This is a genomic window from Streptomyces sp. NPDC085524 (genome assembly GCF_044541755.1).
GTDB lineage: Bacteria > Actinomycetota > Actinomycetes > Streptomycetales > Streptomycetaceae > Streptomyces.
This window is the reverse complement of record NZ_JBITTH010000027.1, coordinates 33095-56627: the sequence shown is the minus strand read 5'-3', so window position 1 is coordinate 56627 and position 23533 is coordinate 33095. Positions and strand designations below refer to the sequence as shown.

Sequence of the window (23533 nt, the reverse complement as noted above, 5' to 3'; positions counted from 1 at the left end):
TCCCGGACGGGCCCCTGACCCGGGGCCGGGTCAGACCAGGGCGGCGGCTTCCTCCAGGGTGAGGCCGCCGCCCTCGGCGTACGCCGACTCGTAGGCGGCATCGCCCAGCGCCGCCCGTGCCAGCTCCTCGGCACGGGCGGCGTCGGCGCGTTCCGTGGTGACGGGGACGTGCGCGGGCGGCAGGTGCGTCCGGTACGCGCCGAGCAGCCGGGCCGCGTCGTACATGCGCCGCCGGCCGCCGAGGGAGGCCAGGGAGAGGCCCGCGGTCATCAGGTAGACGGCCCTCATCTGTGGGGCGACCATCGCGGCGAGCGGGTCCTGCACCGCGGCCAAGGCCTGCCGCAGCCGGACGAGCGCCTCCTCGTGGCGGCCGTCCTCGTTGTCCAGCCAGGCCATCGTGCCGAGCAGGAAGCCGTCGAAGAGGGCGTACGCGCCGAAGGCGAACTCGTCGCGCAGCGTCTGGATCTGGGCGCGGGCCTCGTCCCTGCGGCCGGTGCGGCCGAGGACTCCGGCGAGGAACATCCGGGCGGCGGGCATGGCCTCGTTGCCGTAGTCCTGCACGGCGGCGACGATCCCGCCGAGGATGGTCTCGGCCTCCTCCAGCCGGCCCATCTCGGCGAGGTTCCCGGCCATCCGCACCCGCAGCACCGTCACCTGCGCCTTGGCCCCGAGCCGTTCGGCGTGCTCGATCGCCGCCCGGTAGTCCTGGGTGGCCAGGTCGTACTGGCCGCGTTTCTCGCGGGCCTCGGCCCGCGCGGAAAGTGCCTCGGCGCAGCCCCAGTCGTCGCCGAGTTCCCGGAAGACGGCCAGGCTCTCCTCGGCGTCGCGGGAGGCGTCGCCGGCCCAGTCGGCGCGGTTGGCGAGGACGTTGGCGCGCAACTGGAGGGCCGAGCCGAGCTCCCAGCCGTAGCCGAGCGCGCGGGCGGCCTCGACGGTCTCGTCGATGACCCGTTTGAGCAACCCCGGATCCCCCAGGATCATGACCGCGTAGATCCAGAGGGATGCGGGGGTCCGGCAGGTCTGCGGGAGTCCGGGCCGGTAGACGGCGATCACCCCTTCGACCAGGGCCCGCACCTCCGGTGTGTTCCAGTTCTCGTTGGTCTGGTCGCGGGCGGCCAGCCGGACCAGGTGGACCGCGCGCCAGGCCTCGGCGAGCAGCTCGCCGCTGTACGGGGGCGGGCTGTCCACGAGCCGCTCGTACACGGGCTCGGCGGGGACGAAGGGCGGCAGGAACGGGTCGGGTCCGAGGGCCGCGGCGGCCTCGGCCCAGTGCCGGGACTCGGCGCGCAGGTCGTGCATGTGCCAGTACCAGCCGAGGGAGTGGACGAGGCACAGCACCTCGTCGGCGTCCCGGGCGGCGACGGCTCGGCGCAGGGCGGTGCGCAGGTTCTCGTACTCGGAGGCCAGCCGGTCTGCGGCCGCGCGCTGGCCCCGGCCGCGCAGCAGCGGCTCTGAGGTGCGGGCCAGTTCGCGGTAGTGGACGAGGTGGCGGCGCTCGGTGTCGGCACGGTCGGTACCGGCCGCGGTGAGCTGCTCGGCGGCGTACTCGCCGACGGTCTCCAGCAGCCGGTAGCGCATGGCGGAGCCGTCCGGTCCGGGGGCCGCCACGACGAGGGACTTGTCGACGAGGGAGCCGAGCACGTCCGCGACCTCGTACGAGGCGTCCGCGCAGACGTCCTCGGCGGCGGCGAGGTCGCAGCCGCCGGCGAAGACGGACAGCCGGCGCAGGACCGCGCGCTCGGGCTCGTCGAGCAGCTCCCAGGACCAGTCGACGACGGCCCGCAGGGTCTGCTGGCGGGGCAGCACGGTACGGGCGCCGCTGGTCAGCAGCCGGAAACGGTCGTCGAGCCGGTCGGCGATCTGACGCGGCGTGAGCAGTCGCAGCCGGGCCGCGGCGAGCTCGATGGCCAGCGGCAGACCGTCGAGGCGGCGGCAGATCTCCGCGGCGGCGGCCGGGTCGTCGTCGGCGCGGAACCCGGGGCGGGCGGCGGCGCCGCGGTCGCCGAGCAGCCGCAGCGCGACCGGGTCGGGCAGCGGCTCGACGGGCCGCAGGGTCTCCCCCGGCACTCCGAGGGGTTCACGGCTGGTGGCGAGGATCTGCACGCCGGGGCAGCGGGCCAGGACCTCCTCCGCGAGCCGGGCGGCGGCGTCGACGACGTGCTCGCAGTTGTCGAGCAGCAGCAGGAGCCGGCGGCGCGCGCAGTGCTCGGCGAGCCGGTCGAGGGGGTCGTCGCCGTGGCGGTCGGTCAGCACCCGCAGTTCCTCGGTGGCGGCGCCGCGCAGCTTGGTCTCGCGGGCCCCGAGCGCGGCGAGCGCGGCTTCGGCGACGTCGTCCGGGTCGTCCACCGGGGCCAGCTCCACGAGCCACACCCCGTCGGGCCAGTGGCCCCGGACGGCGTGCGCCTCGGCGGCCTCCTGCGACAGCCGGGTCTTCCCGGCCCCGCCGGGTCCGAGCAGGGTGACGAGCCGGGCCCGCGCGAGGTCGTCCCCGATGACCCCGATGTCGTCCTCCCGGCCCACGAAGGTGGTCAGCCGGGCCCGCAGGTTGCCCCCGGCGGCGGGCGGGTGGGGGCGGTCCTGCCCGGGACCGGGGTGCGGGGCGTGCGCCCCGGGCCGGCCGACGGCGCCCGGGGTGCCGGACGCCCGGTCCGGGTGGGCGGCGGGGGCGTGCGGGCCGTGCCCCGGCCCGCCGGGACCCGGGGGCTGCGGCCCGGACCGGGCGGAGTCCGGATGCCCGGCCGCGCCGGGGACGGGGTACGGGGCGTGCGCCCCGGGCCCGGCGAAGGCACCGGCGCTACCGGGCTCCGCATGCGCACCGGCCGCATTCCCGGCCGCGCCGGGACCGGGGTACGGGGGCTGGCCCGTGGGGCCGCCGGGGGTCCCGGGCCGCGCCCCGGACCAGGCGGAGTCCGCACCACGGACCCCCGGCCAGGACTGCGGCGGGGACAGGAGTTCCGCGTGCAGGGCCCGGAGCGCCGGGCCCGGGTCCGCGCCCAGGCGGTCGGCGAGCTCCCTGCGCACGGCCTCGTACGCGGCCAGCGCCTCCGCCGGGCGGCCCGCGTCGCGCAGGGCGCGGATGCGCAGGGCCTGGAGCGGTTCGTCCAGCGGCTGCTGCGCGCACAGGGCGGTCAGCTCGGGCAGGGCCTGCTCGGCCCGGCCCAGGGCGAGGGCCGCGGCGAGCCGGCCCCGGCGCGCGTCGGACCGTACGGCCTCCCAGCGCGCGGCCTCGGCGGCCGGGTCGGGCAGGTCCGCGAGCGCGGACCCGCGCCACAGGGCGAGGGCCTCGTCGTACAGGGCTGCGGCCTTGGCGGCGTCCCCCGCGGCCAGCGCCGCGTCCGCGCCCCGGGCGAGGCGCTCGAAGCGGTACAGGTCGACGTCCTCGCGCTCGGCGGCCAGTTGGTAGCCGCCGTCCGCGGAGCGCACGGCCCCGTGCCCGAGGGCCCGTCGCAGCCGCGCGACCAGGGCCTGCAGGGCGGCCACGGCGTCGGCCGGCGGGTCGCCGTCCCACACCTCGTCGACGAGGAGGTGCGCCTGCACCACCCGCCCCGGCCGCAGCGCGAGCGCGGTCAGCAGCGCCCGCAGGCGCGCGCCGCCGACGGCGACGGGGGTCCCGTCGTCGCGGATGGCCTGGGTGGTGCCGAGGATCGCGTAATGCACCGGCCCATTGTCCCCATACCGGGCCCCGGCCCCGACTCCATTTCCGTTCCGCTCCCGGGATAGGTTTCGCCGCATGGGTCATCAGGGCAGCCGCGGCGAGCGGCGCATCAGTTCCGTGTTCCTCGGCATCGTCGCCGTCATGGCGGTCACCGGCTGGGCGGTGTGGACCCAGTACGCGACGAGCACCGGTCTCGCCGTCTTCCTCTTCGTGACCTCGGCGTGGATCGTCTCCCTCTGCCTGCACGAGTACGCGCACGCCCGCACCGCCCTGCACAGCGGCGACCTGACGGTGGGGGCCAAGGGCTACCTGACGCTGAACCCGCTCAAGTACACGCACGCGCTGCTGAGCATCATCCTGCCGGTGCTGTTCGTGATCATGGGCGGCCTGGGCCTGCCCGGCGGCGCCGTGTACATCGAGCGCGGACGGATCCGGGGCCGCTGGAAGCACAGCCTCATCTCGGCGGCGGGCCCGCTGGCCAACGTGGCCTTCGCCGTCGTGTGCACGGCCCCGTTCTGGCTGGACGCCCTCGAAGGCGTCCCGTGGCCCTTCCGCTTCGCGCTGGCGTTCCTCGCCCTGCTCCAGGTCTCGGCGGCGATCCTGAACCTCCTGCCGGTACCGGGCCTGGACGGCTACGGGATCATCGAGCCGTGGCTCTCGTACGGCGTCCGCCGCCAGGTGGAGCCGCTGGCGCCGTTCGGCCTGATCGCCGTCTTCGCGCTCCTGTGGATCCCGGAGGTCAACGCCGTCTTCTTCGACGCGGTGAGCGGCGTGCTGTCCGGCCTCGGCGTCTCGGACCTGGAGACGTACTGCGGCCGCGACCTCTACCGCTTCTGGCAGGACACCAACGGCCTCTGCACGGTCCCGCAGTAGCGGCTACGAGCTGCGCGCGGCCTTCTCGGCCTTCGCCTTGCGCTGGTAGTACCAAGCCATGTTGGACGTGAGGCCCGCGAGCAGCACCCACACGATCCCGATGAAGTTGCCCTGGACGAAGGCGACGACGGCCGCGGCGGTCGCGAGGACGCAGACGACGACGGCGAAGACGGCAAGGCGGGGCATGGGGAGAACTCCTCGGAAACACTGAAGGGGGTCGAGCCCTCCCAGTGTCCCCCATGCCCCGCAGTGCTCCCGTAAAGACGGGGGCGGATCGGGCGAGGAATCACATCCGGCCAATTTCGCCTTTACCCGATCTTCTCCGTGGCCCGGCGTTTAGGTTCGCCGGTACACGCTGAGCCGGGGGGAACACATGCAAGAGATCGTCAAGGGCGCGAACGTCAGCCTGACCGCCCTCAGCGAGGACGCCGGTTCGGTCGTCGTGAGTCTGGGCTGGACCAGTGCCACCGGGGCCGGGGACGCCGACGTGTCGGTGCTGCTGGTGGACGAGAACGGCAAGGTCCGCAGCGAGAACGACTTCTACTTCTACAACAACCCCGCCGCGGCCGACGGGAGCGTGCAGCTCCTGGGCAAGACGCCGACCGAGAACGGCGACGAGGACCGGATCGGCGTGGACCTCACGGCGGTGCCGCAGGACGTCGCACGCATCGTGGTGGCGGCCAGCCAGTACGGCGGCGCGTCGTTCGGCGACCTCGACGACCTGCGGATGACGGTCGCGGACCGCTCCGGCGAGCCGCTGGTCGGGTTCTCCATCGAGGACGCGGGCGTGGAGACCGCCTTCATCTTCGGCGAGCTGTACCGGCGGGGCGAGGAGTGGAAGTTCCGCGCTGTGGGGCAGGGGTACGAGACCGGTCTGGCCGGTCTGGCCACGGACTTCGGCATCACCGTCCTGGAGGAGGCCGAAGAGCCCGGCGCACTCGCGGAGACCGACGAGCCCGGCGCCGTCGCGGAGGCCGGCAAGGCCGAGGAGGCCACGGAGCCCGCAGGGGCCGCTGAGGCCGTGGCGCCGGAGGCCCCGCCGGCCGCGGCGAGCGGGGCGGACGCCCCGGCGGAGCCCCCCGCGACCTCCACGACCCCCGCCGCCGTGCCTGCCCAGAGCCGTGGCCGAGCCCCTCGCACGACCAAGAAGAAGATCACCCTGCCCAAGGTGGCCAAGAAGTCCCTTGCGGAGAACGACAGCTGGCGGACAGCCCGGCTCTTCCCGGTCCCGACCCTCAAGAGCGACAGGGAGCGGGAGGTACGGGCGACCTCCGTGCTGCTGTCCGTCATGGCCCAGGTCCCCGAGTTCGGCCGCCGCCTCACCGCCGCCTTCGGTGCGCCGGCCGGACGGATGCAGACCTTCACCGAGGTGTCCCTGCCGCACGGCGACACCCCGAAGCGGCCGGACGGCGTGATCCGTCTGGAACGCGCGGGGAAGCTGTGGACGGCACTCGTGGAGACGAAGACCAACGGCAACCCGCTCAAGGCCGAGCAGGTGCAGGCGTACATGGACATCGCCGCGCGCCGCGGCTACGAGGCCGTGATCACCCTCTCCAACGACGTGGCCCTCGAAGGAACCGCGATGGTCGACATCAAGATCGACGGGCGGCGCAAGCACAAGGTGGGCCTCTGGCACCTGTCGTGGGCCGAGGTCGCCCACCAGGCGCAGATGCTGATCCGCCACGAGGGCGTGGGCAATGCCGCCCACGCCTGGCTCCTCCAGGAGCTGCTGGAGTACCTCCAGCACGAGAACTCGGGCTGCCACGGCTTCCAGAACATGGGCCCCGCCTGGGTGCCGGTCCGCAACGGCATCGAGGACGAGACCCTCGGGCTCGGCGACGCCCGCGCCGTCGAGGTCGTGGAGAGCTGGGAGCGGCTCGTCCGCCAGGTCTGCCTGCGCCTGGGCGGGGAACTCGGACAGAAGGCCCTGCCCGTCCAGCGCGCCCGCCGAGGCAGCGATCCGCAGGCCCGCCGGACCGCGGCGGCGGATCAGCTGTGCGCGGACGGCAGGCTCTCCGCCGAGCTGCGCATCGAGGGGACCAGCAGCGTCATCGCCGTCACCGCCGACCTGCGCACGGGAAAGGTGCGCACGTCCGTGGACGTCCCGGCGCCGGAGGGCTCGTACCCGCTGGTCATCGTCAAGCGGCTGCTGCGGCTCCTGGCCGAGGCACCGGCGGACCTGCACGTGCAGAGCCTCGTCGCCGAGGGGAACGGGCCGCGCGGCACGCTGGAGCGGCTGCGTCCCGAGCCGGGCGATCTGCTGCCGAAGGACGGGGCCGGGCTCACCGGGTTCCGGCTGACACTGATCAAGGGGATGGGGGCCAGCCGCGGCAACACGGAGTCCGGGTTCATCCGCAGCGTCGACGACGCCGTGGACCGCTTCTACCAGGGCGTGGTGGCGCACCTGGGCTCGGGCGAGGCCCGGCCCGGCCGCCGGGGGTGAGGGGGCGGCCGGGGGGTGGGTCAGACGTCCGTGATGCGCAGGCCCGCGTGGGCCTTGTAGCGGCGGTTCGTCGAGATCAGGTTCGCCACCAGGGATTCGACCTGGTGGGCGTTGCGCAGGCGGCCCGCGAAGACTCCGCGCATGCCCGGGATGCGGGCGGCGAGGGCCTGGACGAGGTCGGTGTCGGCGCGGGATTCGCCGAGGACCATCACGTCGGTGTCGATCTCCTCGATGGACTCGTCCTGGAGGAGGACCGCCGAGAGGTGGTGGAACGCGGCGGTGACCCGGGAGTCGGGGAGCAGTGCGGCGGCCTGCTGGGCGGCGCTGCCCTCCTCGACCTCGAGGGCGTACGCGCCCTGCTTGTCGAAGCCGAGCGGGTTGACGCAGTCCACGACGAGCTTGCCGACGAGGTCCTCGCGCAGCGCTTCGAGGGTCTTGGCGTGGCCCTCCCACGGCACGGCGACGATGACGACGTCGCTGCGGCGTGCGCATTCGGCGTTGTCGGCTCCCTCCACGCCGAGGCCCAGTTCCTCGGCGGCGGTCTGCGCGCGGTCGGCGGCGCGGGAGCCGATGATCACCTTCTGGCCGGCCCGGGCGAGCCGGTAGGCGAGGCCGCGGCCCTGGTCGCCGGTACCGCCGAGAACGCCGACGACGAGGCCGGAGACGTCCGGGAGGTCCCAGGGGTCCTTGGCCGGCGGCTTCTGCGTGTTGTCTGGGGAAGTCGAGGAAGTCGAGGAAGTCATGGGGGCGAGGGTACTGCCGAGTAGCTGACAGTCGAAGGGCCCGGAAGGGGGAGGAAGGGGTGGGAAGCGGTCACATCCGCGCCGTCCATGCGGCAGGATGCCGCCCATGGATGCCGTGAGAGTCGCGCTGCTGCGGGAGGTGCTCGCCGGGACGCAGTGGCCGGGGGCCGCGCGGCGCTTCGCCGGGGTGCTGCGGCGCTCCGTCGTGCCGGCCGGCGGGAACCTGCTGCTGGTGGGGACCGAGAGCTACGAGCCCTGGCACCTGGCGGCGCACCTGGTGGACGAGGCCGCCTGGTCGGGCCTGCCGGAGCTGGCACCCACGCTCGTACGCCACCGGGTGCTGCCCGGGGAGCCGCCGCACCTGTCGGTGGGGCTGAGCAGGCTCGAGGCGGCCCGGAGCGGGCACACGCTGCTGGTGGTGGCTCCGCAGGAGCCGGGCGAGGGGCTGCTGGAGCGGGTGCACGACGCCCGGCGCGCGGGGGCGACCGTACTGTCACTGGACGGCGGCGACCCGGAACTGGGCACGCTGGCGCACGACGCGCTGTCGGTGCCGGACGGGGCCGCGGAGCTGGACCTGGACACCGTGCAGCACCTGGTCAGCGCGGCGGCCGGGGAGAACAGCCTGCCGGTGCAGCGCGGGCCGCGCCGTTTCCGGGACCGGCTGGCGCGGCTGGCCGATCAGCTGACCGCGCCGCCGCCCAGCCGCTGGTAGCCGGGCGTCAGCTCGCCGTGCCTTCGTCTTCCTCGCGGGACTTGTCGTTCCACTTGGGGTCGGTCTGCCATTCGAGGTTGCGTTCCTCCGCCGTCTCCATGGCGTGGGACGCCTCCTCGGGGCTCCCGTAGGGACCGAAGCGGTCCTTGGCGGGGCATTCGGGGCCTTCTTCGACCTTCTTGTGGACCAGGCAGTAGTACCACTCGCCCGCTTTGCCCACCTGGCGTTTCTTGAACAGGGCCATCGCTCCCGGGCTCCTCTCGATACCGCTCCAGAAGGATCTCTGCCGCCATGCTGCCCCATCCCCGCTGGATACACTCGCATGCATGTCTGGCCAGTCGCTGCTCGTACCAGGCGAGCTCTCTCCCGCCCGTTCCGTTCCCGGAAACATCCGCCGGCCCGAGTACGTGGGCAAGCCCATGCCCACGCCGTACACCGGACCGGAGGTGCAGTCGGCCGAGACCATCGAGGCGATGCGCCTCGCCGGCCGGATCGCCGCCCAGGCGATGGAAGAGGCCGCCAAGCTGATCGCCCCGGGGGTGACCACCGACGAGCTGGACCGGGTCGCGCACGAATACATGTGCGACCACGGCGCCTACCCGTCGACGCTCGGCTACCGGGGCTTCCCGAAGTCCCTGTGCTCCTCGGTCAACGAGGTCATCTGCCACGGCATCCCCGACTCCACCGTCCTGCGGGACGGCGACATCGTGAACCTCGACGTGACCGCGTACATCGGCGGGGTCCACGGCGACAACAACGCCACCTACCTGTGCGGGGAGGTGGACGAGGAGTCGCGGCTGCTGGTGGAGCGGACCCGCGAGGCGCTGAACCGGGCCGTCAAGGCCGTCAAGCCGGGCCGCCAGATCAACATCATCGGCCGGGTCATCGAGTCGTACGCGAAGCGCTTCGGCTACGGCGTGGTCCGGGACTTCACCGGCCACGGCATCAATTCGTCCTTCCACTCCGGCCTGATCATCCCGCACTACGACAGCCCGCACGCCACCACCGTCATCGAGCCCGGGATGACCTTCACCATCGAGCCGATGCTGACCCTGGGCACCCACGAGTACGACATGTGGGCCGACGGCTGGACCGTCGTCACGAAGGACCGCAAGCGGACTGCGCAGTTCGAGCACACGCTGGTGGTGACGGACAGCGGGGCGGAGATCCTCACCCTGCCCTAGCGGCCCCGCCGTAGCGGCCGCACCGCAGAGGCCCTGCCCTAGCGGCCCCGCCGTGGCGGCACCGCTTTTTACCGACAAGACGTCGGGAACCCGTTGACTTAGGCGAACCTAAGCAGGAGGATCAGGCGTGGCGGTCATGCCGTCACGCCTGTTTCCTCTTCCTGGAGGTCGGTCTTGGACGCTTTCTCTACGGCCATCCGCGTCGCCTCGCACCAGCAGCACACCGAAGCGGAGACCTCGACCTTCATGAGCGACCTGCTGGGCGGACGGCTCGGGGTCGACGCGTACACCCGCTACACCGAGCAGCTGTGGTTCGTGTACCGGGCGCTGGAGGACGCGGCCGAATCCCTCAGGGACGATCCGGTCGCCGGTCCGTTCATCCGGCCGGAGCTGATGCGCGTCGCCGAGATCGAACGCGACCTCGCGCACCTGCTCGGCCCCGACTGGCGCGGCGCGGTGTCGGCCCTGCCGGCGACCGAGGCCTACGCCGCCCGGGTGGCCCGGTGCGCGGCCGAGTGGCCGGGCGGGTACGTCGCCCACCACTACACGCGCTACCTGGGCGACCTCTCCGGCGGCCAGATCATCCGCGACAAGGCGGAGCGCACCTGGGGCTTCGAGCGCAAGGGCGACGGCGTCCGCTTCTACGTCTTCGCGGACATCTCCAACCCGGCCGCCTTCAAGCGCGTCTACCGCGAACTGCTGGACTCGATCGCCGCGGACGACCTGGAGAAGCAGCGCATCATCGACGAGTGCAAGCGCGCTTTCGACTTCAACGGCGCCGTCTTCCGCGAGCTCGGCGAGGAGTTCCCCCTCAGCGCGTAGCCGCCCCGGGGTGCACCGCGAAGCGGACGCGGCCGCCGATCTCGACCGTGCCGTCCGGGCCGGGCGCCGTGAGGATCTGGGAGCCCGCGCCCTGCGTGATGTTCAGGGCGCGGTTCAGTTCGGCGGTCAGCAGGATCGCCGCCGAGCCCGTGGCCTCGTCCTCGGTGATGACCCCGTCCGGACGGCGGGGGAAGCCGCGGGCCCGTACCCGGCCCGCGGCCTCGTCCTCCCAGGCCCACGCGTACAGCCAGCCCTCGCCCGGCGGCGGGGCGGGCAGCGCGTCCACCTCGGCCACGGAGGCGAACTGCTCGGTGCGCTTGCCCTCGACCCACTCGGGGCGGGCCGTGATCCAGGTGAACTCCCCGTCGTCACGGGCCCATACGGAGCCGGCCGGCGGCTGGAGCTCCTCGATGTCCAGCAGCCACGCGACCCCGACCAGCGGGTGCCCGGCGAAGGACATCCGGGTGCCGGGGGTGCGGATGTCGACGAGCCCGCGCTCGGGGTCGTCGACGAAGACCGTCTCGCTGTAGCCGAGTTCGGCGGCCAGGGCCTGCCGCGACGCGTCGTCGGGGCAGCTCCGGCCGTCGCGCACGACACCGAGCAGGTTGCCGAAGCGGCCGTCGCCCGCACAGAAGACCTTCAACACGTCGAGATCGTTCACGCGGGCATTCAAGCACGGCCGCCGTCCGCCCTGCGGGGCCGAGCTTCGGCGCCGCCGGCGGAGACGGGTGCGCACCGGGCCCCTCCGGCGGTTCCCGTACGGGGGAACGGCGGATTCCGCAGTACGGAACGGCCACCACGGCTTGACTTCCGCTTGACCCGCCCATGGGGTGGGCATGGGGTGGCCGTAACGGTGCCGTGTCCGTGGCCGAAAGGTGAGAGCTGAATCACTGGACGAGTGGGTATGGGTCAGGTAAGCCTCGGTTAAGTTAGGTCCGCCTCACCGGCCTCTCCCCCTTGGGACGGCCCGATTCGTCCGACGCCCAGGAGCCCTCATGCGCCCCGCCCGCCTCACCGTCATCGCCGCCGCCTCCGTGGCGGCCGCCCTGACCGCCGTCACCGGCTGCTCCCAGAAGAGCGACGCGGGCGGCGACGGTGTGATCAAGGTGGCGGCCTCCGACACCGCCTGCGACGTGTCGAAGAAGGAGTTCCCGGCGGGCAAGGTCACCATCGACGTCGAGAACAAGGGCTCCAAGGTCACCGAGGTCTACGTCCTGTTCCCGGACGCCCGCATCGTGACCGAGCGCGAGAACATCGGCCCCGGCACCAAGGCCTCCATCACCGCCGAGATCAAGGCGGGCGACTACGAGATCGTCTGCAAGCCCGGCATGAAGGGCGACGGCATCACCCAGAAGGTGAAGGCCACCGGCAAGGGTGCGGCCGCCGAGAAGCGCAGCCCCGAGGCGGACGCCGCCGTCGCCGCGTACCGCGCGTACGTGGTCAAGCAGGCCGAGGAGACCCTCCCCAAGGCGCAGGCCTTCGCCGACGCCGTCAAGGCCGGCGACATCGAGACCGCGAAGAAGCTGTACGCCGCCTCCCGCATCGGCTGGGAGCGCACCGAGCCGGTCGCCGAGTCCTTCGGTGACATCGACCCCAAGGTCGACGTCCGCGAGGACGGCCTGGAGGCCGGCCAGGACCCGGCGAAGGACTGGACGGGCTGGCACCGCCTGGAGAAGTCCCTGTGGGCCGACAACAAGATCGACGACAACGACAAGAAGCTCGCCGACACCCTGATGGCGGACCTGACCGACTGGCAGAAGAAGGTCGGCACGGCGGAGATCACCCCCAGCTCGATCGCGAACGGCGCCAAGGAGCTCCTCGACGAGGTCGCCAGCGGCAAGGTGACGGGCGAGGAGGAGCGCTACTCCCACACCGACCTGGTCGACTTCAAGGCGAACGTCGAGGGTGCCCAGGAGGCCTTCGAGGTCCTGAAGCCGGTCGTCTCGAAGTCCGACCCGGAGCTCACCAAGCAGCTGGAGACCCAGTTCGCGGCGATGACCGTCCTGCTCGACAAGTACCGCGCCGACAAGGCCACCTACGACTTCACGTCCTACGACAAGGTCGGCGACGCGGAGCGCAAGGAGCTCTCGGACGCCGTCTCCGCCCTCGGTGAGCCGCTGTCCAAGCTCGCCGCCGCGGTCACGAAGTAAGTCACGGGCAGAGCCGAAGGAGGCGGGAGATCACCATGAGCGAGTCGGAGTCGGCGGCGCAGCCGCAGGAGCAGCAGGAGCAGCAGGAATCGGGCGGGTCCGCGACCGCGCCCTCGCGGCGGGCCGTCCTTGGCTGGGGCGGGGCCGGGCTCGCGCTGGGCGCGGCCGCGGCCGGCGGTGCGGCGGCCGCGTTCGGCGGGGGTTCGGACATGGTCTCGGCGGCGGCGGCCGGTGCGGCCGTGCCGTTCCACGGCGATCACCAGGCCGGAATCGCCAGCGCCGTGCAGGACCGTCTGCACTTCGCGGCCTTCGACGTGAAGACGAAGGACCGCGAAGAGCTGATCAAGCTCCTGAAGGACTGGACCGAGGCGGCCCGCCGCATGACGGCCGGTCTGCCGGTCGGCGAGGGCGGCTTCGGCGGCCTCCCGGAGGCCCCGCCGGACGACACGGGCGAGGCGCTGGGCCTGAAGGCCTCCCGCCTGACCCTGACCATCGGTTTCGGACCGGGCCTGTTCGCCAAGGACCGGTTCGGGCTGGAGGGCAAGCGCCCCGACGCGCTGGTCGACCTGGAGCTGTTCCCCGGCGACAACCTCGACCCGGCCCGCTCCGGCGGCGACATCTGCGTCCAGGCCTGCGCCGACGACCCGCAGGTCGCCGTGCACGCGATCCGCCAGCTGGCCCGCATCGGCTTCGGCAAGACCGTGGTCCGCTGGTCTCAGCTGGGCTTCGGCAAGACCTCGTCGACCACGCCCGAAGAGCAGACCCCGCGCAACATGATGGGCTTCAAGGACGGCACCCGGAACATCTCGGGCACCGACAAGGCGGCCCTGGACAAGCACGTGTGGGTCGGCGCGGGCGACGGCAGCGCGTGGATGACCGGCGGCTCGTACCTCGTGGCCCGGCGCATCCGGATGAACATCGAGATCTGGGACCGCACCCCCCTGCAGGAACAGGAGGACATCTTCGGCCGCGACAAGGGCGAGGGCGCCCCGGTCGGCAAGTCGAAGGAGCGCGACGAGCCGTTCCTGAAGGCGATGAAGCCGGAGGCGCACGTCCGCCTCGCGCACCCGGACACCAACGACGGTGCGACGATCCTGCGCCGCGGATACTCCTTCACCGACGGCACGGACGGGCTGGGCCGCCTCGACGCGGGCCTGTTCTTCCTCGCCTACCAGCGGGACGTGCGCAAGGGCTTCGTCCCGATCCAGCGCCGGCTGGCGAAGTCCGACGTCCTCAACGAGTACATCCAGCACGTGAGCTCGGCGATCTTCGCCGTCCCGCCGGGCGTCCGTGACAAGGACGACTGGTGGGGCCGGACGCTGTTCGCGTAGCCCCGTCGTCGTACCGCTCGTAGAGCCTGGAGAGGAACCACCGCCGTGTTCGGCAACTATCTGATCGGCCTGCGCGAGGGGCTGGAGGCCAGCCTGGTCGTCTGCATCCTCGTCGCGTACCTGGTGAAGACCGAGCGCCGGGACGCCCTGCGTCCCGTGTGGCTCGGCATCGGGATCGCCTGCGCGCTCTCGCTCACCTTCGGCGCGATGCTCGAGTTCGGCACCCAGGAGCTGACCTTCGAGGCGCAGGAGCTGCTCGGCGGCAGCCTCTCCATCATCTCGGTGGGGCTGGTGACGTGGATGGTCTTCTGGATGAAGCGCACCGCGCGGCACCTGAAGGCCGAGCTGCACGGCAAGCTGGACACGGCGCTCGCCATGGGCACCGGCGCGCTGGTCGCCACGGCCTTCCTGGCCGTGGGCCGCGAGGGCCTGGAGACCGCGCTGTTCGTGTGGGCGTCCGTCCGGGCGAGCGGCGAGGGGTCCTCGGCCCCGCTGATCGGGGTGCTGCTCGGCATCGCGACGGCGATCGTGCTGGGCTGGCTCTTCTACCGGGGCGCCCTGAAGATCAACCTGGCGAAGTTCTTCAAGTGGACCGGCGCCATGCTGGTGGTCGTGGCCGCGGGCGTGCTCGCGTACGGGGTCCATGACCTGCAGGAGGCCCGTTTCCTGGGCGGCCTGAACGACAAGGCCTTCGACATCAGCGCCACCATCCCGCCGGACAGCTGGTACGGGACCCTGCTCAAGGGCGTCTTCAACTTCCAGCCGGACCCCACGCTCATCCAGCTGTCGGTGTGGGGGCTGTACCTGGTGCCGGTGCTGGCGCTGTTCTTCTACGACTCGAAGCGCCCGGCCGCCCCGAAGCCGCAGCCCGCGGCCCCGGAGCCCAAGCAGGCCTGAGGGACCCGAACGACCGAACGGGCCGTGCCCGCCGCCGGAAGGCGGCCGGCACGGCCCGTTCGCATCGGCCCCGTCACCACAGCCGGTCGATGAGCCCCGGGTACAGCGGGACGCGGACCCCGGTGAAGGCCGCCCGGTCACGGTCCGGGGTGTCCGTGAAGAAGGCGGCCAGTACGTCCTTCTCGAAGCCGGGCCCGTCGGTGCACAGCGGCTCCGCCGGGGTGCCGCCCACCAGGACGGTGCCGGGCAGCGGTGCGAAGCCGGCGGCCTCGTAGAACGGGGTCAGCGGGCGGTCGCAGCTGAACAGGGCCAGGTCCACGGCCGGGTCCGCCGCCAGTTCGGCGCGGGCCGCCGCGACCAGCCGGCCGCCGAGCCCGCGGCCGCGGGCGTCCGGCCGGGTGACCACGGAGCTGAGCCCGGCCGCGCGGTACGTCCGCCCGGCGAGCGGGATCGTCTTGAACAGCAGCGCCAGCGAGGCGGCCACCGCCCCGCCGCCGTCCACCAACAGCAGGGCGCGCGGCGCCAGCGCCGGGTCGTGCCCGGGCGAGGAACCCGGCCAGGCCGCGTCCTCCAGCCCCGCCACCTGCCGCGCCAGCCCGGCGGGAACCTCCCCCTCTGCGAACCCGAGCACCCTCATCCGATCCGCACGCCCTCGCCGCCGACCCGCACGCGGGGGTCGCCCGCACGCAGTTCCACCGTGAGCACCCCGGGGCGGCCCATGTCCTCGCCCTGGTACAGGGTGAGGACGGCATCCTCCGGAACCAGCCCGAGCTCGCGCGCGTACGCGCCGAAGGCGGCCGCGGCGGCTCCCGTGGCGGGGTCCTCGACGACTCCGCCGACCGGGAAGGGATCCCGTACGTGGAACTCCGCCGGGCCCGTGCGGTGCACCAGCTGGACCGTGGTGAGGTCCAGGCGCCGCATCAGGGCCTCGAGCCGGGCGAAGTCGTAGTCGAGGTCCGCGAGCCGGGCCCGGGTGGCGGCGCCGAGCACGAGGTGCCGGGCCCCCGCGTAGGCGATCCGGGGCGGGAACGCCGGATCCAGGTCCGCGGCGGGCCACCCCAGGGCGGCCAGCGCCTCCGCGAGCTCCTCGGCGCCAACGCCCTCCACCCGGGGCTCGACGCTGGTCAGCGTGGCCCGCAGCCCCCCGTCCGACGACACGGTCACCGCCACCGGGACGGTCCCGGCCCGGGTGGCGAGGAGCAGCTCGCCCGGGCCGATCCGCTCCCCGAGCGCCACGGCGGTGACCACCGTGGCGTGCCCGCAGAACGGCACCTCCGCCTTCGGGCTGAAGTAGCGCACGGAGAAGGCCCGGCCCGGTTCACCGCCGAGCCCCTCGGGCGGGGCGGTCAGGAAGGCCGTCTCGCTGTAGCCCAGCCCGGCGGCGATCTCCAGCATCGCGGCCTCGTCGAGCCCGGCGGCGTCGAGGACGACCCCGGCGGGGTTGCCGCCTTCCGGGTCCCGGGAGAAGGCGGTGTAGCGCAGTACTTCGACGTCCGTCATCCAGTCATGATCGGCCGCGATCCGGCAGCCGTGCAACGGGGTTGCTCAGCCCCGCCCGATGTACGGCATCGACGTCGCCATCACCGTCGCGAACTGCACGTTCGCCTCCAGCGGCAGCTCCGCCATGTGCAGGACCGTCCTCGCCACGTCGGCGGCGTCCATCACCGGCTCGACGGCCAGCTGCCCATTGGCCTGGAGGATGCCGGTCTGCATGCGCTCGGTCATCTCGGTCGCCGCGTTGCCGATGTCGATCTGGCCGCAGGCGATGCGGTACGGACGCCCGTCCAGCGACAGGGCCTTCGTCAGGCCGGTCATCGCGTGCTTGGTCGCGGTGTAGGCGATGGAGTGGGGGCGGGGCACGTGGGCGGAGATGGAGCCGTTGTTGATGATCCGGCCGCCCTGCGGGTCCTGTTCCTTCATCTGGCGGAACGCGGCCTGCGCGCACAGGAAGGATCCGGTCAGGTTGACATCGACGACGGAGCGCCACGCCTCGTAGGAGATGTCCTCGAGCGGGACCCCGCCGGGGCCGAAGGTGCCCGCGTTGTTGAAGAGCAGGTCGAGGCGCCCGTACCGGCCCCGCACCGACTCGAACAGAGCATTGACGTCATCCGGGTTGCTCACGTCCGCCCGGACGCACAGCACGTCGGCGTCCTCGCCGGCCGCCTTCGCCGTCTCCTCCAGCGGCTCGGTCCGGCGGCCTGCCACGGCCACGGCCCAGCCTGCGGCGGCCAGGGTCAGGGCCACGGAGCGGCCGATGCCGGAGCCCGCGCCGGTCACCACTGCGATCTTCTTGGCACTTGCGTTCATGGGGCCGCAGGTTACGTCACACCGGGCTCGGGCCCCGGGACGTTCCGATAGCTGAGAGCATGGGTCGGTCAGGGGTGCGAAAAGCAGACAAGAGGACTGGAGTTCCCGTATGTCGGAGAGAGGCCCCTCGACGGCCCCCTCGGGTGCCGCATCACCCGAATCGCCCTCCTCCCCCACCCCCCTCGCGTCAGCACGCCGTACCGGCCTGCTGGTCACGTTCGTACTCGGCGGGCTCACCGCCCTCCCCCCGCTGTCCATGGACATGTACCTCCCGGCCCTGCCGGAGGTCACCACGGCCCTGCACAGCCCTGCCGCGACGATCCAGCTCACCCTGACCGCCTGCCTCGCCGGCATGGCCCTGGGCCAGCTCGTCATCGGCCCGATGAGCGACAAGTGGGGCCGGCGCCGCCCGCTGCTGACCGGGATGGCCGTCTACGTCCTCGCCACCGCCATCTGTGCCCTCGCCCCCTCCGCCGAACTCCTGATCGCCTTCCGGCTGCTCCAGGGACTGGCCGGCGCGGCCGCCATCGTCATCGCCCGGGCCGTCGTGCGCGACCTGTACGACGGGGTCGAGATGGCCCGCTTCTTCTCCACGCTGATGCTCATATCCGGGGTGGCCCCGATCGTCGCCCCGCTGATCGGCGGCCAGGTGCTCCGCGTCTCCGACTGGCGCGGGGTGTTCGTCGTCCTCACCGCCGTCGGCATCGCCCTCACCCTGACGGTCTGGCGCAGGCTCGGCGAAACCCTCCCCGCCGAGCGGCGGCAGACCGGCGGCGTCGGCGCCGCCCTGCGGACCATGCGCGGGCTCCTGTCCGACCGCGTGTTCACCGGCTACACCCTGACCGGCGGCTTCGCCTTCGCCGTCCTCTTCTCGTACATCTCCGCCTCCCCCTTCGTGGTGCAGGAGATCTACGGTGCTTCGCCGCAGGCCTTCAGCCTCCTCTTCGGCGCCAACTCCGTCGGGCTGATCGCCGTCGGCCAGATCAACGGCAAGCTGCTGGTCGGCCGGGTCAGCCTGGACAAGGTGCTGGCGGTCGGCCTCGCCGTCGTCACCGCCGCAGCGGTCTCCCTCCTCCTGATGTCGACGGGCGTCTTCGGCACCGTCGGCCTCGCCCCGATCGCCATCGCCCTCTTCGTCCTGATGTCGGCGATGGGCGTGCTCCTGCCGAACACCAACGCCCAGGCCCTGATGCGGACCCCGCACGCGGCGGGGTCGGCCTCGGCGCTGATCGGCACGTGCTCCTTCCTGGTCGGTGCGATCGCGTCCCCGCTGGTCGGCATCGCGGGCGAGGACACGGCGGTCCCCATGGCCGTGGTCCAGCTGACCTGCGTCCTCCTGGCGACGACCTGCTTCCTGGCCCTCTGCCGCCCCTGGCAACCCCGCGACTGACCGAGCCCGGCCCCGCGCCGCCCCCGCTGCGGGGCCGCGGCCGGCATGGGCGACGGGGCACCAGGGGCAGCGACCCGGGCCGGGAGGCCGTCCGCGCGGCGTAAACTTCGCAGGTGAACGCCGCCCCCGCCCCCACCACCGCCGAGACCCTCCGCACCGCGCTCGGCAGGCTGCTCGACGGGCTCCCGCCCAAGCAGGCCTCCGCCGCCGTCGAGCGGCTCATCGCCAGCTACCGCGGGCAGACCCCGACCGACGCCCCCGTGCTGCGCGACCGCTCCGACGTGGCGGCGTACGCGGCGTACCGGATGCCGGCCACCTTCGAGGCCGTCCGCACCGCCCTCGACGCGCTCGCGGACGCCGCCCCGGACTGGGCGCCGGGCTCGCACGTGGACGTCGGCGGCGGAACGGGCGCGGCGACCTGGGCGGTGGACGCCACCTGGGACGGCCCGCGCGGGACCACGGTCCTGGACTGGGCGGAGCCGGCCCTGAAGCTCGGCAGGGAGCTCGCGCAGGCGGCCCCCTCCCCCGTGCTCCGCGCAGCGGACTGGCGGCGGGCGGTCATCGGCGCCGGGACGGCGATCCCCGACGCCGACCTCGTGACGGTCTCGTACGTCCTGGGCGAGCTCACCCCGCAGGCCCGCACGGCGGTCGTCGCCGAGGCGGCCCGCGCCGGGCAGGCGGTGGTGCTGATCGAGCCGGGCACGCCGGAGGGCTACCTCCGCATCCGCGAGGCGCGCGAGCAGCTGATCGCGGCGGGCCTGCACGTCGCCGCCCCCTGCCCCCACGACGGCACCTGCCCGATCGAGGTCGGCCGGGACTGGTGCCACTTCTCGGCGCGGGTCAGCCGGTCCTCCCTGCACCGCCAGGTCAAGGGCGGCTCGCTCCCGTACGAGGACGAGAAGTTCAGCTACGTCGCCGCGACCCGGTTCCCGCCGGAGCCGGCCGCCTCCCGGATCACGCGGAAGCCGCAGATCCGGAAGGGGCTCGTACTGCTGGAGCTGTGCGGCCCGGAGAGCGAGGGCCTGACCCGGGTCAACGTGACCAAGCGCCACGGCGGCCTCTACAAGGCCGCGCGGGACGCCGACTGGGGCAATGCCTGGCCCCCGCCCTCCGACGACGACGGCGCCCTCGAGGACTAGGGGGTGTCCGGCGGATCAGGGTCGGACACCCCCTAGGGCCGCAGCTCCTGCGTGCAGCACTTCACGCTGCCGCCGCCCTTGAGCAGCTCCCCGAGATCCATCGGCACCGGTTCGAAGCCCCGGTCCCGCAGCGGCGCCAGCAGTCCCGTCGCCTCCTGCGGGAGCAGCACGTGCCGGCCGTCCGAGACCGCGTTCAGGCCGAGGGCCGCCGCGTCCGGTGCCTCGGCGATCAGCGCGTCGGGGAAGAGCCTGCGCAGGACGCCCTGGCTGCCCGGCGAGAAGGCCGCCGGGTAGTACATGATCTCGTCGCCGTCGAGGACGCAGAGCGCCGTGTCCAGGTGGTAGAAGCGCGGATCCACCAGGTCGAGGCCGATGACCGGGCGCCCGAAGAACTCCTGCGCCTCGTCGTGGGAGAGCGGGCTGGAGCGGAAGCCCCGGCCGGCCAGGATGTAGGTGGCGGTGACGGCGAAGTCGCCCTCGCCCTCGTTGACGTGGGACGGCTCGTGGACGTCCCGGTAGCCGTGGTCACGGAACCACGCGAGGTGGATCTCGGCCTCGGCGGCCCGTTCCGGGTAGGCGAACCGGGCGCCGAGCACCCGGCCGTCGACGACGAGGGCTCCGTTGGCCGCGAAGACCATGTCCGGCAGCCCGGGGTCCGGGACGAGGGTCTCGACGGTGTGCCCGAGGGCGCGGTAGCGGTCCCTCAGGTCCTCCCACTGGGCCAGTGCGAGGGGCAGGTCCACCGGTTTCGTGGGATCCATCCACGGGTTGATGGAGTAGGTGACCTTGAAGTGTGCCGGTGGGCACATCAGGTAGCGCCGGGGTGTGGCGTCTCTGCGCAAAGAAGGCTCCTCACGACTTACGACGTCGGCGTGCGACGAGTGTGGAGAGAATCGTCTCTCCATAAGCGGGACACCGCAGTGAACTGATTGGGTGGTTTACCGGGCAAGCAGGAGACGAGACGTCTCGGTTGGTAGTTTCGAGCCATGACCAGGACCCCTGACGCCTCCCGCCGCAGCGACCGTTCCCGGCGCGCCATCCTCGACGCCTCGCTCGCCCTCGTCGGGGAGGTCGGCTACAACAAGCTGACCATCGAGGCGATCGCCGCCCGCGCCGGAGTCGGCAAGCAGACCATCTACCGCTGGTGGCCGTCGAAGGCGGCGGTCCTCCTCGACGCGTCGCTGGCGCTCGCCGGGGAGGCGGAGGGCGAGGCCGGATGGACCGGCTTCCCGGACACCGGGGACCTCGCGGCCGACCTGAAGTCCGTCCTGCGGGCGACGGTGGACGAGTTCACCGACGAGAAGTACGCCGCCCCCGCGCGCGCCCTGACGGCGGCCGGGGCCACCGACCCGGAGCTCGGCGCGCAGTTCACCGAGCGGCTGCTGGAGCCGCAGCTCGCCCTCTACGAGGCCCGGTTGCGCACGGCACGCGACGCCGGGCAGCTCGCCCCGGACACGGATCTGCGGCTGACGGTGGAGATGCTGCTGGGCCCGCTGACGTACCGCTGGCTGATGCGGACGGCGCCGCTGACGCACGCCTTCACGGACGCCCTGGTGGACCGGGTGCTGGGCGGGGTGGCCAACGTCACCGCCCGTTGAATCGCGAACATCGGGCGAAGATACGCCCCTATTGCCCATGTCTGTGCCGGTATTCGGGTGCCCGGCCCCGGTCCCCCGCTCGTCAAGACCGGTCACCCGGGGCTCAGGATGGTGGGACGATGTGAGGGTCTGCCAAGGTCTGCAGGGGCAAGGTTCGGTGAGGGGATAGATGGGGTCTGAGTCCGGCCGCGTCACGCGCGGCGCGCAGAGCAGGATTTCCCAGTGGCTGCTGCGGCGCCGTAAACCCGTGGCAGAAGACCCCGGACGCGAGCGCGAGGCGCTGCTCCTGTCGGTCGCCGCCGCCGGTCTGCCGCTCGCCCCCGCCGCCCATCCGGCCGGCTACCGGTGTTCGTGCGACCGCATCGGCTGTCCCACGCCGGCCCGGCACCCGCTCTCCTTCGCCTGGCAGACCCAGTCGACCACCGACCGCGCCCAGGTCGAACGCTGGGCCCGCAACCAGCCCCAGGCCAACTTCGTCACCGCGACCGGCATGGTCCACGACGTGCTCGACGTCCCCCTGGAAGCAGGCACCGACGCCCTCGCCCGCCTGCTGCAGGCCGGCATCGAGGTCGGCCCCGTGGCCGAGTCGGGCGGCACCGGCGACCAGGCCCGCATGCTCTTCTTCACCGCCACCCGCGGCACCCCCGAGGACGAGGACGAGTGGTGGCCCTGCGAACTGGACTGCCACCCCGAGACGATGGACGAGCACCCGGGCCTGCGCTGGCACTGCCGCGGCAGCTACGTCCTGGTCCCTCCGGCGGCCCTGCCCGGTGACCACGCGGTGACCTGGATCCGCGGCATGGAGCACCCCCTCCCGGACCCGCTCACCCTGCTGGAAACCCTGACCGACGCCTGCGCCCTGTACGCGGGCTCCACGGACCACGCCCCGGCGACGGTCGCCTGGCCCCTGGGCCGCTAGGGCGTGTCCCGTGCGGGGCACGGCCGCTTCGAGGAGGTGCTCGACGCGTATGCCGAGGCGGCGGAGCGGGTCGCCGCGGCGGACCTCGCGTACCTGGCCCACTCGGTGGCCCGCGAGGACCTGGTCGAGTCGGCCGCGGTGGGCACGGTCCTGGGCGACACCATGTTCGCGGCCCTCCGCCGGCTGGCCCAGGAGAACGCCTCCTCCCGCGCCCACCCCGCCCCGTAGTACCACCGGGGCTGGGGTGGTGTCACTCGCCCTCCCGGCCGACCGGGGCGGGGCTCGGTCTGCTCGGGGGGGGAGGACGAGGAGACGCCCCGGAGGGACGCAGCGGACCACCCCGACGCGCGGAACCCCCGGCACCGGCCACGACGCCCAGCCCCTCCGGCGATCGAGGAGCGGGGTCCGGGGCAGAGCTCCGGCAACGGCGCCGCACCCCCACCCCCCACCCCGCGGGGCGTCAGTGGTGGATCTGGGTCACCACCACGTCGAGGGACCAGGGCTTGCCCGCCTTGGCGGGGGCCTCGGCCTCGACGGCGTAGCCCAGGTCCCGCAGGGCCTCGACCAGCTCGCCCGGGCCCGTCGGCACGGCCCCGGCGAGCAGCAGGTCCCGGACCAGCCGGCCCTTCGTGGCCTTGTTGAAGTGGCTCACCACCGAACGCTTTTCGACGCCGTCCACCACCTGCGAGTGCAGCACCCGCACGGTCGCGGTCCGCCCCGCCACCTCGCCCTTCGGCTTCCACGCCGCCCCGTACGCCGCCGACCGCAGGTCCAGCACCAGCCCGTCACCGGCCGCCTCCGGCATGACCTCCGCCATCGGCCCCCGCCAGTACGCGCCCAGCGCCCCCAGACCCGGCAGCTTCACACCCATCGAGCAGCGGTACGACGGGATCCGGTCGGTGATCCGCACCGCGCCCCACAGGCCCGAGAAGACCAGCAGCGAGCCCTCGGCGAGCTTCCGCGCCGGCTCCGGCAGGTCGGCCAGGCCCAGCGCGTCGTACAGCACGCCGGTGTAGATCTCCCCCGCCGGGCGGGCGGCCGCGGACCGCAGTTCGAGGTTCTTCGCCACCTCGCCCCGAAGGCCCTCGCTCAGGCCCAGCACCTCGCGCGCCTTGAGCTCGTCGGCCCCGCACAGCCCGACCAGCTCCTCCAGCACCTCCGCCCGGGCAGCGGCCAGTCCGGGCAGGGACAGCGTCTCCGGCTCCAGGGGTGCGCCGGAGCCGCCGGCGGCCTTTCCTTCGGACGGCGGCAGCAGCACGAGCACGGTGGTTCTCCTTCGGTACGACTTCCCTGCGACTTCAGCACGTCGCCACGCGGGGGATGCGGCCCCCGAGCCAGGGTAGACGGCCCCGCAACCACCGCCCCACCGC

At 73.2% G+C, this 23533-nt stretch carries 23 protein-coding genes; 13 read left to right on the top strand and 10 right to left on the bottom strand.

Going from position 1 to position 23533, the window contains the following annotated elements; translation table 11 throughout:
- Positions 1 to 30: 30 nt before the first annotated feature.
- Complete coding sequence (locus ACIGFK_RS32970) at positions 31 to 3657, bottom strand: AfsR/SARP family transcriptional regulator (protein WP_400054733.1); 3627 nt, start codon at positions 3655 to 3657, stop codon at positions 31 to 33.
- A 73-nt stretch (positions 3658 to 3730) separates the two neighbouring features.
- Between ACIGFK_RS32970 and ACIGFK_RS32965 the strand changes: the two genes are divergently transcribed.
- Entirely contained in the window at positions 3731 to 4528 is a 798-nt protein-coding gene (locus ACIGFK_RS32965) for a site-2 protease family protein (protein ID WP_386467528.1), read from the top strand.
- A 3-nt stretch (positions 4529 to 4531) separates the two neighbouring features.
- Here the strand turns inward: ACIGFK_RS32965 and ACIGFK_RS32960 are convergent, their stop codons facing one another.
- Complete coding sequence (locus tag ACIGFK_RS32960; protein ID WP_376658914.1) at positions 4532 to 4714, bottom strand: hypothetical protein; 183 nt, start codon at positions 4712 to 4714, stop codon at positions 4532 to 4534.
- Positions 4715 to 4901: 187 nt separating this feature from the next.
- Here ACIGFK_RS32960 and ACIGFK_RS32955 point away from each other — a divergent pair, with 187 nt between their 5' ends.
- Entirely contained in the window at positions 4902 to 6971 is a 2070-nt protein-coding gene (locus tag ACIGFK_RS32955; protein WP_400054730.1) for a TerD family protein, read from the top strand.
- 20 nt (positions 6972 to 6991) lie between these two features.
- Here the strand turns inward: ACIGFK_RS32955 and npdG are convergent, their stop codons facing one another.
- The gene (npdG, locus tag ACIGFK_RS32950; RefSeq protein ID WP_386467524.1) at positions 6992 to 7714 is read right to left on the bottom strand and encodes an NADPH-dependent F420 reductase; all 723 of its coding nucleotides are present in this window, start codon (positions 7712 to 7714) and stop codon (positions 6992 to 6994) included.
- A 106-nt stretch (positions 7715 to 7820) separates the two neighbouring features.
- Here npdG and ACIGFK_RS32945 point away from each other — a divergent pair, with 106 nt between their 5' ends.
- Entirely contained in the window at positions 7821 to 8426 is a 606-nt protein-coding gene (locus ACIGFK_RS32945) for a hypothetical protein (protein WP_376658912.1), read from the top strand.
- A 7-nt stretch (positions 8427 to 8433) separates the two neighbouring features.
- On the opposite strand, the gene ACIGFK_RS32940 is transcribed toward ACIGFK_RS32945, so the two are convergent.
- Entirely contained in the window at positions 8434 to 8670 is a 237-nt protein-coding gene (locus tag ACIGFK_RS32940; protein ID WP_376658911.1) for a hypothetical protein, read from the bottom strand.
- A gap of 82 nt (positions 8671 to 8752) precedes the next feature.
- On the opposite strand from ACIGFK_RS32940, the gene map reads away from it, so the two are divergent.
- Together map and ACIGFK_RS32930 are read left to right on the top strand one after the other, a co-directional pair.
- Complete coding sequence (gene map, locus ACIGFK_RS32935) at positions 8753 to 9610, top strand: type I methionyl aminopeptidase (RefSeq protein ID WP_400054727.1); 858 nt, start codon at positions 8753 to 8755, stop codon at positions 9608 to 9610.
- Positions 9611 to 9784: 174 nt separating this feature from the next.
- Complete coding sequence (locus ACIGFK_RS32930) at positions 9785 to 10432, top strand: heme oxygenase (biliverdin-producing) (RefSeq protein WP_376658909.1); 648 nt, start codon at positions 9785 to 9787, stop codon at positions 10430 to 10432.
- Here ACIGFK_RS32930 and ACIGFK_RS32925 read toward each other — a convergent pair.
- Positions 10422 to 11093 carry a PhzF family phenazine biosynthesis protein gene (locus ACIGFK_RS32925; RefSeq protein WP_376658908.1) on the bottom strand — a complete coding sequence of 224 codons (672 nt, stop codon included), beginning with the start codon at positions 11091 to 11093 and terminating at the stop codon, positions 10422 to 10424. The two genes, ACIGFK_RS32930 and ACIGFK_RS32925, sit on opposite strands and share 11 nt — an antisense overlap.
- A 334-nt stretch (positions 11094 to 11427) precedes the next feature.
- Here ACIGFK_RS32925 and efeO point away from each other — a divergent pair, with 334 nt between their 5' ends.
- From efeO to efeU, 3 genes are read left to right on the top strand one after another with little or no spacing between them, the layout of a single operon-like run.
- Positions 11428 to 12582: an iron uptake system protein EfeO gene (gene efeO, locus ACIGFK_RS32920; RefSeq protein ID WP_376658907.1), complete on the top strand. Its 1155-nt coding sequence runs from the start codon at positions 11428 to 11430 to the stop codon at positions 12580 to 12582.
- Positions 12583 to 12617: 35 nt separating this feature from the next.
- On the top strand, positions 12618 to 13913 hold the full coding sequence (gene efeB / locus ACIGFK_RS32915) for an iron uptake transporter deferrochelatase/peroxidase subunit (protein ID WP_376658906.1): 1296 nt from the start codon (positions 12618 to 12620) through the stop codon (positions 13911 to 13913).
- A gap of 45 nt (positions 13914 to 13958) precedes the next feature.
- Entirely contained in the window at positions 13959 to 14810 is an 852-nt protein-coding gene (gene efeU / locus ACIGFK_RS32910; RefSeq protein WP_376658905.1) for an iron uptake transporter permease EfeU, read from the top strand.
- A 73-nt stretch (positions 14811 to 14883) separates the two neighbouring features.
- Here efeU and ACIGFK_RS32905 read toward each other — a convergent pair whose 3' ends face one another.
- From ACIGFK_RS32905 to ACIGFK_RS32895, 3 genes are read right to left on the bottom strand one after another with little or no spacing between them, the layout of a single operon-like run.
- Positions 14884 to 15447 carry a GNAT family N-acetyltransferase gene (locus ACIGFK_RS32905; protein WP_376661111.1) on the bottom strand — a complete coding sequence of 188 codons (564 nt, stop codon included), beginning with the start codon at positions 15445 to 15447 and terminating at the stop codon, positions 14884 to 14886.
- The gene (locus ACIGFK_RS32900) at positions 15444 to 16310 is read right to left on the bottom strand and encodes a PhzF family phenazine biosynthesis protein (RefSeq protein WP_386467516.1); all 867 of its coding nucleotides are present in this window, start codon (positions 16308 to 16310) and stop codon (positions 15444 to 15446) included. Before ACIGFK_RS32900 ends, ACIGFK_RS32905 begins: the two co-directional genes overlap by 4 nt.
- A gap of 45 nt (positions 16311 to 16355) precedes the next feature.
- Positions 16356 to 17117, bottom strand: coding sequence for an SDR family oxidoreductase (locus ACIGFK_RS32895; RefSeq protein WP_376661109.1), 762 nt, complete (start codon positions 17115 to 17117; stop codon positions 16356 to 16358).
- Positions 17118 to 17226: 109 nt separating this feature from the next.
- Here ACIGFK_RS32895 and ACIGFK_RS32890 point away from each other — a divergent pair, with 109 nt between their 5' ends.
- Positions 17227 to 18507, top strand: coding sequence for a multidrug effflux MFS transporter (locus ACIGFK_RS32890; RefSeq protein WP_400054723.1), 1281 nt, complete (start codon positions 17227 to 17229; stop codon positions 18505 to 18507).
- 113 nt (positions 18508 to 18620) lie between these two features.
- Positions 18621 to 19646: a small ribosomal subunit Rsm22 family protein gene (locus tag ACIGFK_RS32885; RefSeq protein WP_376661107.1), complete on the top strand. Its 1026-nt coding sequence runs from the start codon at positions 18621 to 18623 to the stop codon at positions 19644 to 19646.
- A gap of 32 nt (positions 19647 to 19678) precedes the next feature.
- Here ACIGFK_RS32885 and ddaH read toward each other — a convergent pair whose 3' ends face one another.
- Positions 19679 to 20551, bottom strand: coding sequence for a dimethylargininase (ddaH, locus tag ACIGFK_RS32880; RefSeq protein WP_376661106.1), 873 nt, complete (start codon positions 20549 to 20551; stop codon positions 19679 to 19681).
- A gap of 81 nt (positions 20552 to 20632) precedes the next feature.
- On the opposite strand from ddaH, the gene ACIGFK_RS32875 reads away from it, so the two are divergent.
- The 3 genes from ACIGFK_RS32875 to ACIGFK_RS32865 all read left to right on the top strand — a co-directional run bounded on the left by ACIGFK_RS32875 (position 20633) and on the right by ACIGFK_RS32865 (position 22391).
- The gene (locus ACIGFK_RS32875; RefSeq protein WP_376661105.1) at positions 20633 to 21244 is read left to right on the top strand and encodes a TetR/AcrR family transcriptional regulator; all 612 of its coding nucleotides are present in this window, start codon (positions 20633 to 20635) and stop codon (positions 21242 to 21244) included.
- Positions 21245 to 21413: 169 nt separating this feature from the next.
- On the top strand, positions 21414 to 22163 hold the full coding sequence (locus ACIGFK_RS32870) for a bifunctional DNA primase/polymerase (protein WP_376661104.1): 750 nt from the start codon (positions 21414 to 21416) through the stop codon (positions 22161 to 22163).
- A gap of 3 nt (positions 22164 to 22166) precedes the next feature.
- A complete protein-coding gene (locus ACIGFK_RS32865) occupies positions 22167 to 22391 on the top strand; it encodes a hypothetical protein (RefSeq protein WP_400054720.1) in 225 nt (74 codons plus the stop codon).
- Positions 22392 to 22623: 232 nt separating this feature from the next.
- Here ACIGFK_RS32865 and yaaA read toward each other — a convergent pair whose 3' ends face one another.
- Positions 22624 to 23427 carry a peroxide stress protein YaaA gene (yaaA, locus tag ACIGFK_RS32860; RefSeq protein WP_376661102.1) on the bottom strand — a complete coding sequence of 268 codons (804 nt, stop codon included), beginning with the start codon at positions 23425 to 23427 and terminating at the stop codon, positions 22624 to 22626.
- Positions 23428 to 23533 lie beyond the last annotated feature (106 nt).

Excerpts from the sequence above, each read along its gene's own strand:
- efeB (WP_376658906.1), top strand. The coding sequence starts at position 12,618 with ATGAGCGAGTCGGAGTCGGCGGCGCAGCCGCAGGAGCAGCAGGAGCAG.
- npdG (WP_386467524.1), bottom strand. The coding sequence starts at position 7,714 with ATGACTTCCTCGACTTCCTCGACTTCCCCAGACAACACGCAGAAGCCG.
- ACIGFK_RS32955 (WP_400054730.1), top strand. The coding sequence starts at position 4,902 with ATGCAAGAGATCGTCAAGGGCGCGAACGTCAGCCTGACCGCCCTCAGC.
- map (WP_400054727.1), top strand. The coding sequence starts at position 8,753 with ATGTCTGGCCAGTCGCTGCTCGTACCAGGCGAGCTCTCTCCCGCCCGT.
- ACIGFK_RS32900 (WP_386467516.1), bottom strand. The coding sequence starts at position 16,310 with ATGACGGACGTCGAAGTACTGCGCTACACCGCCTTCTCCCGGGACCCG.
- ACIGFK_RS32945 (WP_376658912.1), top strand. The coding sequence starts at position 7,821 with ATGGATGCCGTGAGAGTCGCGCTGCTGCGGGAGGTGCTCGCCGGGACG.
- ACIGFK_RS32870 (WP_376661104.1), top strand. The coding sequence starts at position 21,414 with ATGGGGTCTGAGTCCGGCCGCGTCACGCGCGGCGCGCAGAGCAGGATT.
- ACIGFK_RS32875 (WP_376661105.1), top strand. The coding sequence starts at position 20,633 with ATGACCAGGACCCCTGACGCCTCCCGCCGCAGCGACCGTTCCCGGCGC.
- efeO (WP_376658907.1), top strand. The coding sequence starts at position 11,428 with ATGCGCCCCGCCCGCCTCACCGTCATCGCCGCCGCCTCCGTGGCGGCC.
- ACIGFK_RS32960 (WP_376658914.1), bottom strand. The coding sequence starts at position 4,714 with ATGCCCCGCCTTGCCGTCTTCGCCGTCGTCGTCTGCGTCCTCGCGACC.
- ACIGFK_RS32895 (WP_376661109.1), bottom strand. The coding sequence starts at position 17,117 with ATGAACGCAAGTGCCAAGAAGATCGCAGTGGTGACCGGCGCGGGCTCC.
- ACIGFK_RS32890 (WP_400054723.1), top strand. The coding sequence starts at position 17,227 with ATGTCGGAGAGAGGCCCCTCGACGGCCCCCTCGGGTGCCGCATCACCC.
- ACIGFK_RS32905 (WP_376661111.1), bottom strand. The coding sequence starts at position 15,447 with ATGAGGGTGCTCGGGTTCGCAGAGGGGGAGGTTCCCGCCGGGCTGGCG.
- ACIGFK_RS32940 (WP_376658911.1), bottom strand. The coding sequence starts at position 8,670 with ATGGCCCTGTTCAAGAAACGCCAGGTGGGCAAAGCGGGCGAGTGGTAC.
- ddaH (WP_376661106.1), bottom strand. The coding sequence starts at position 20,551 with ATGGAGAGACGATTCTCTCCACACTCGTCGCACGCCGACGTCGTAAGT.
- ACIGFK_RS32965 (WP_386467528.1), top strand. The coding sequence starts at position 3,731 with ATGGGTCATCAGGGCAGCCGCGGCGAGCGGCGCATCAGTTCCGTGTTC.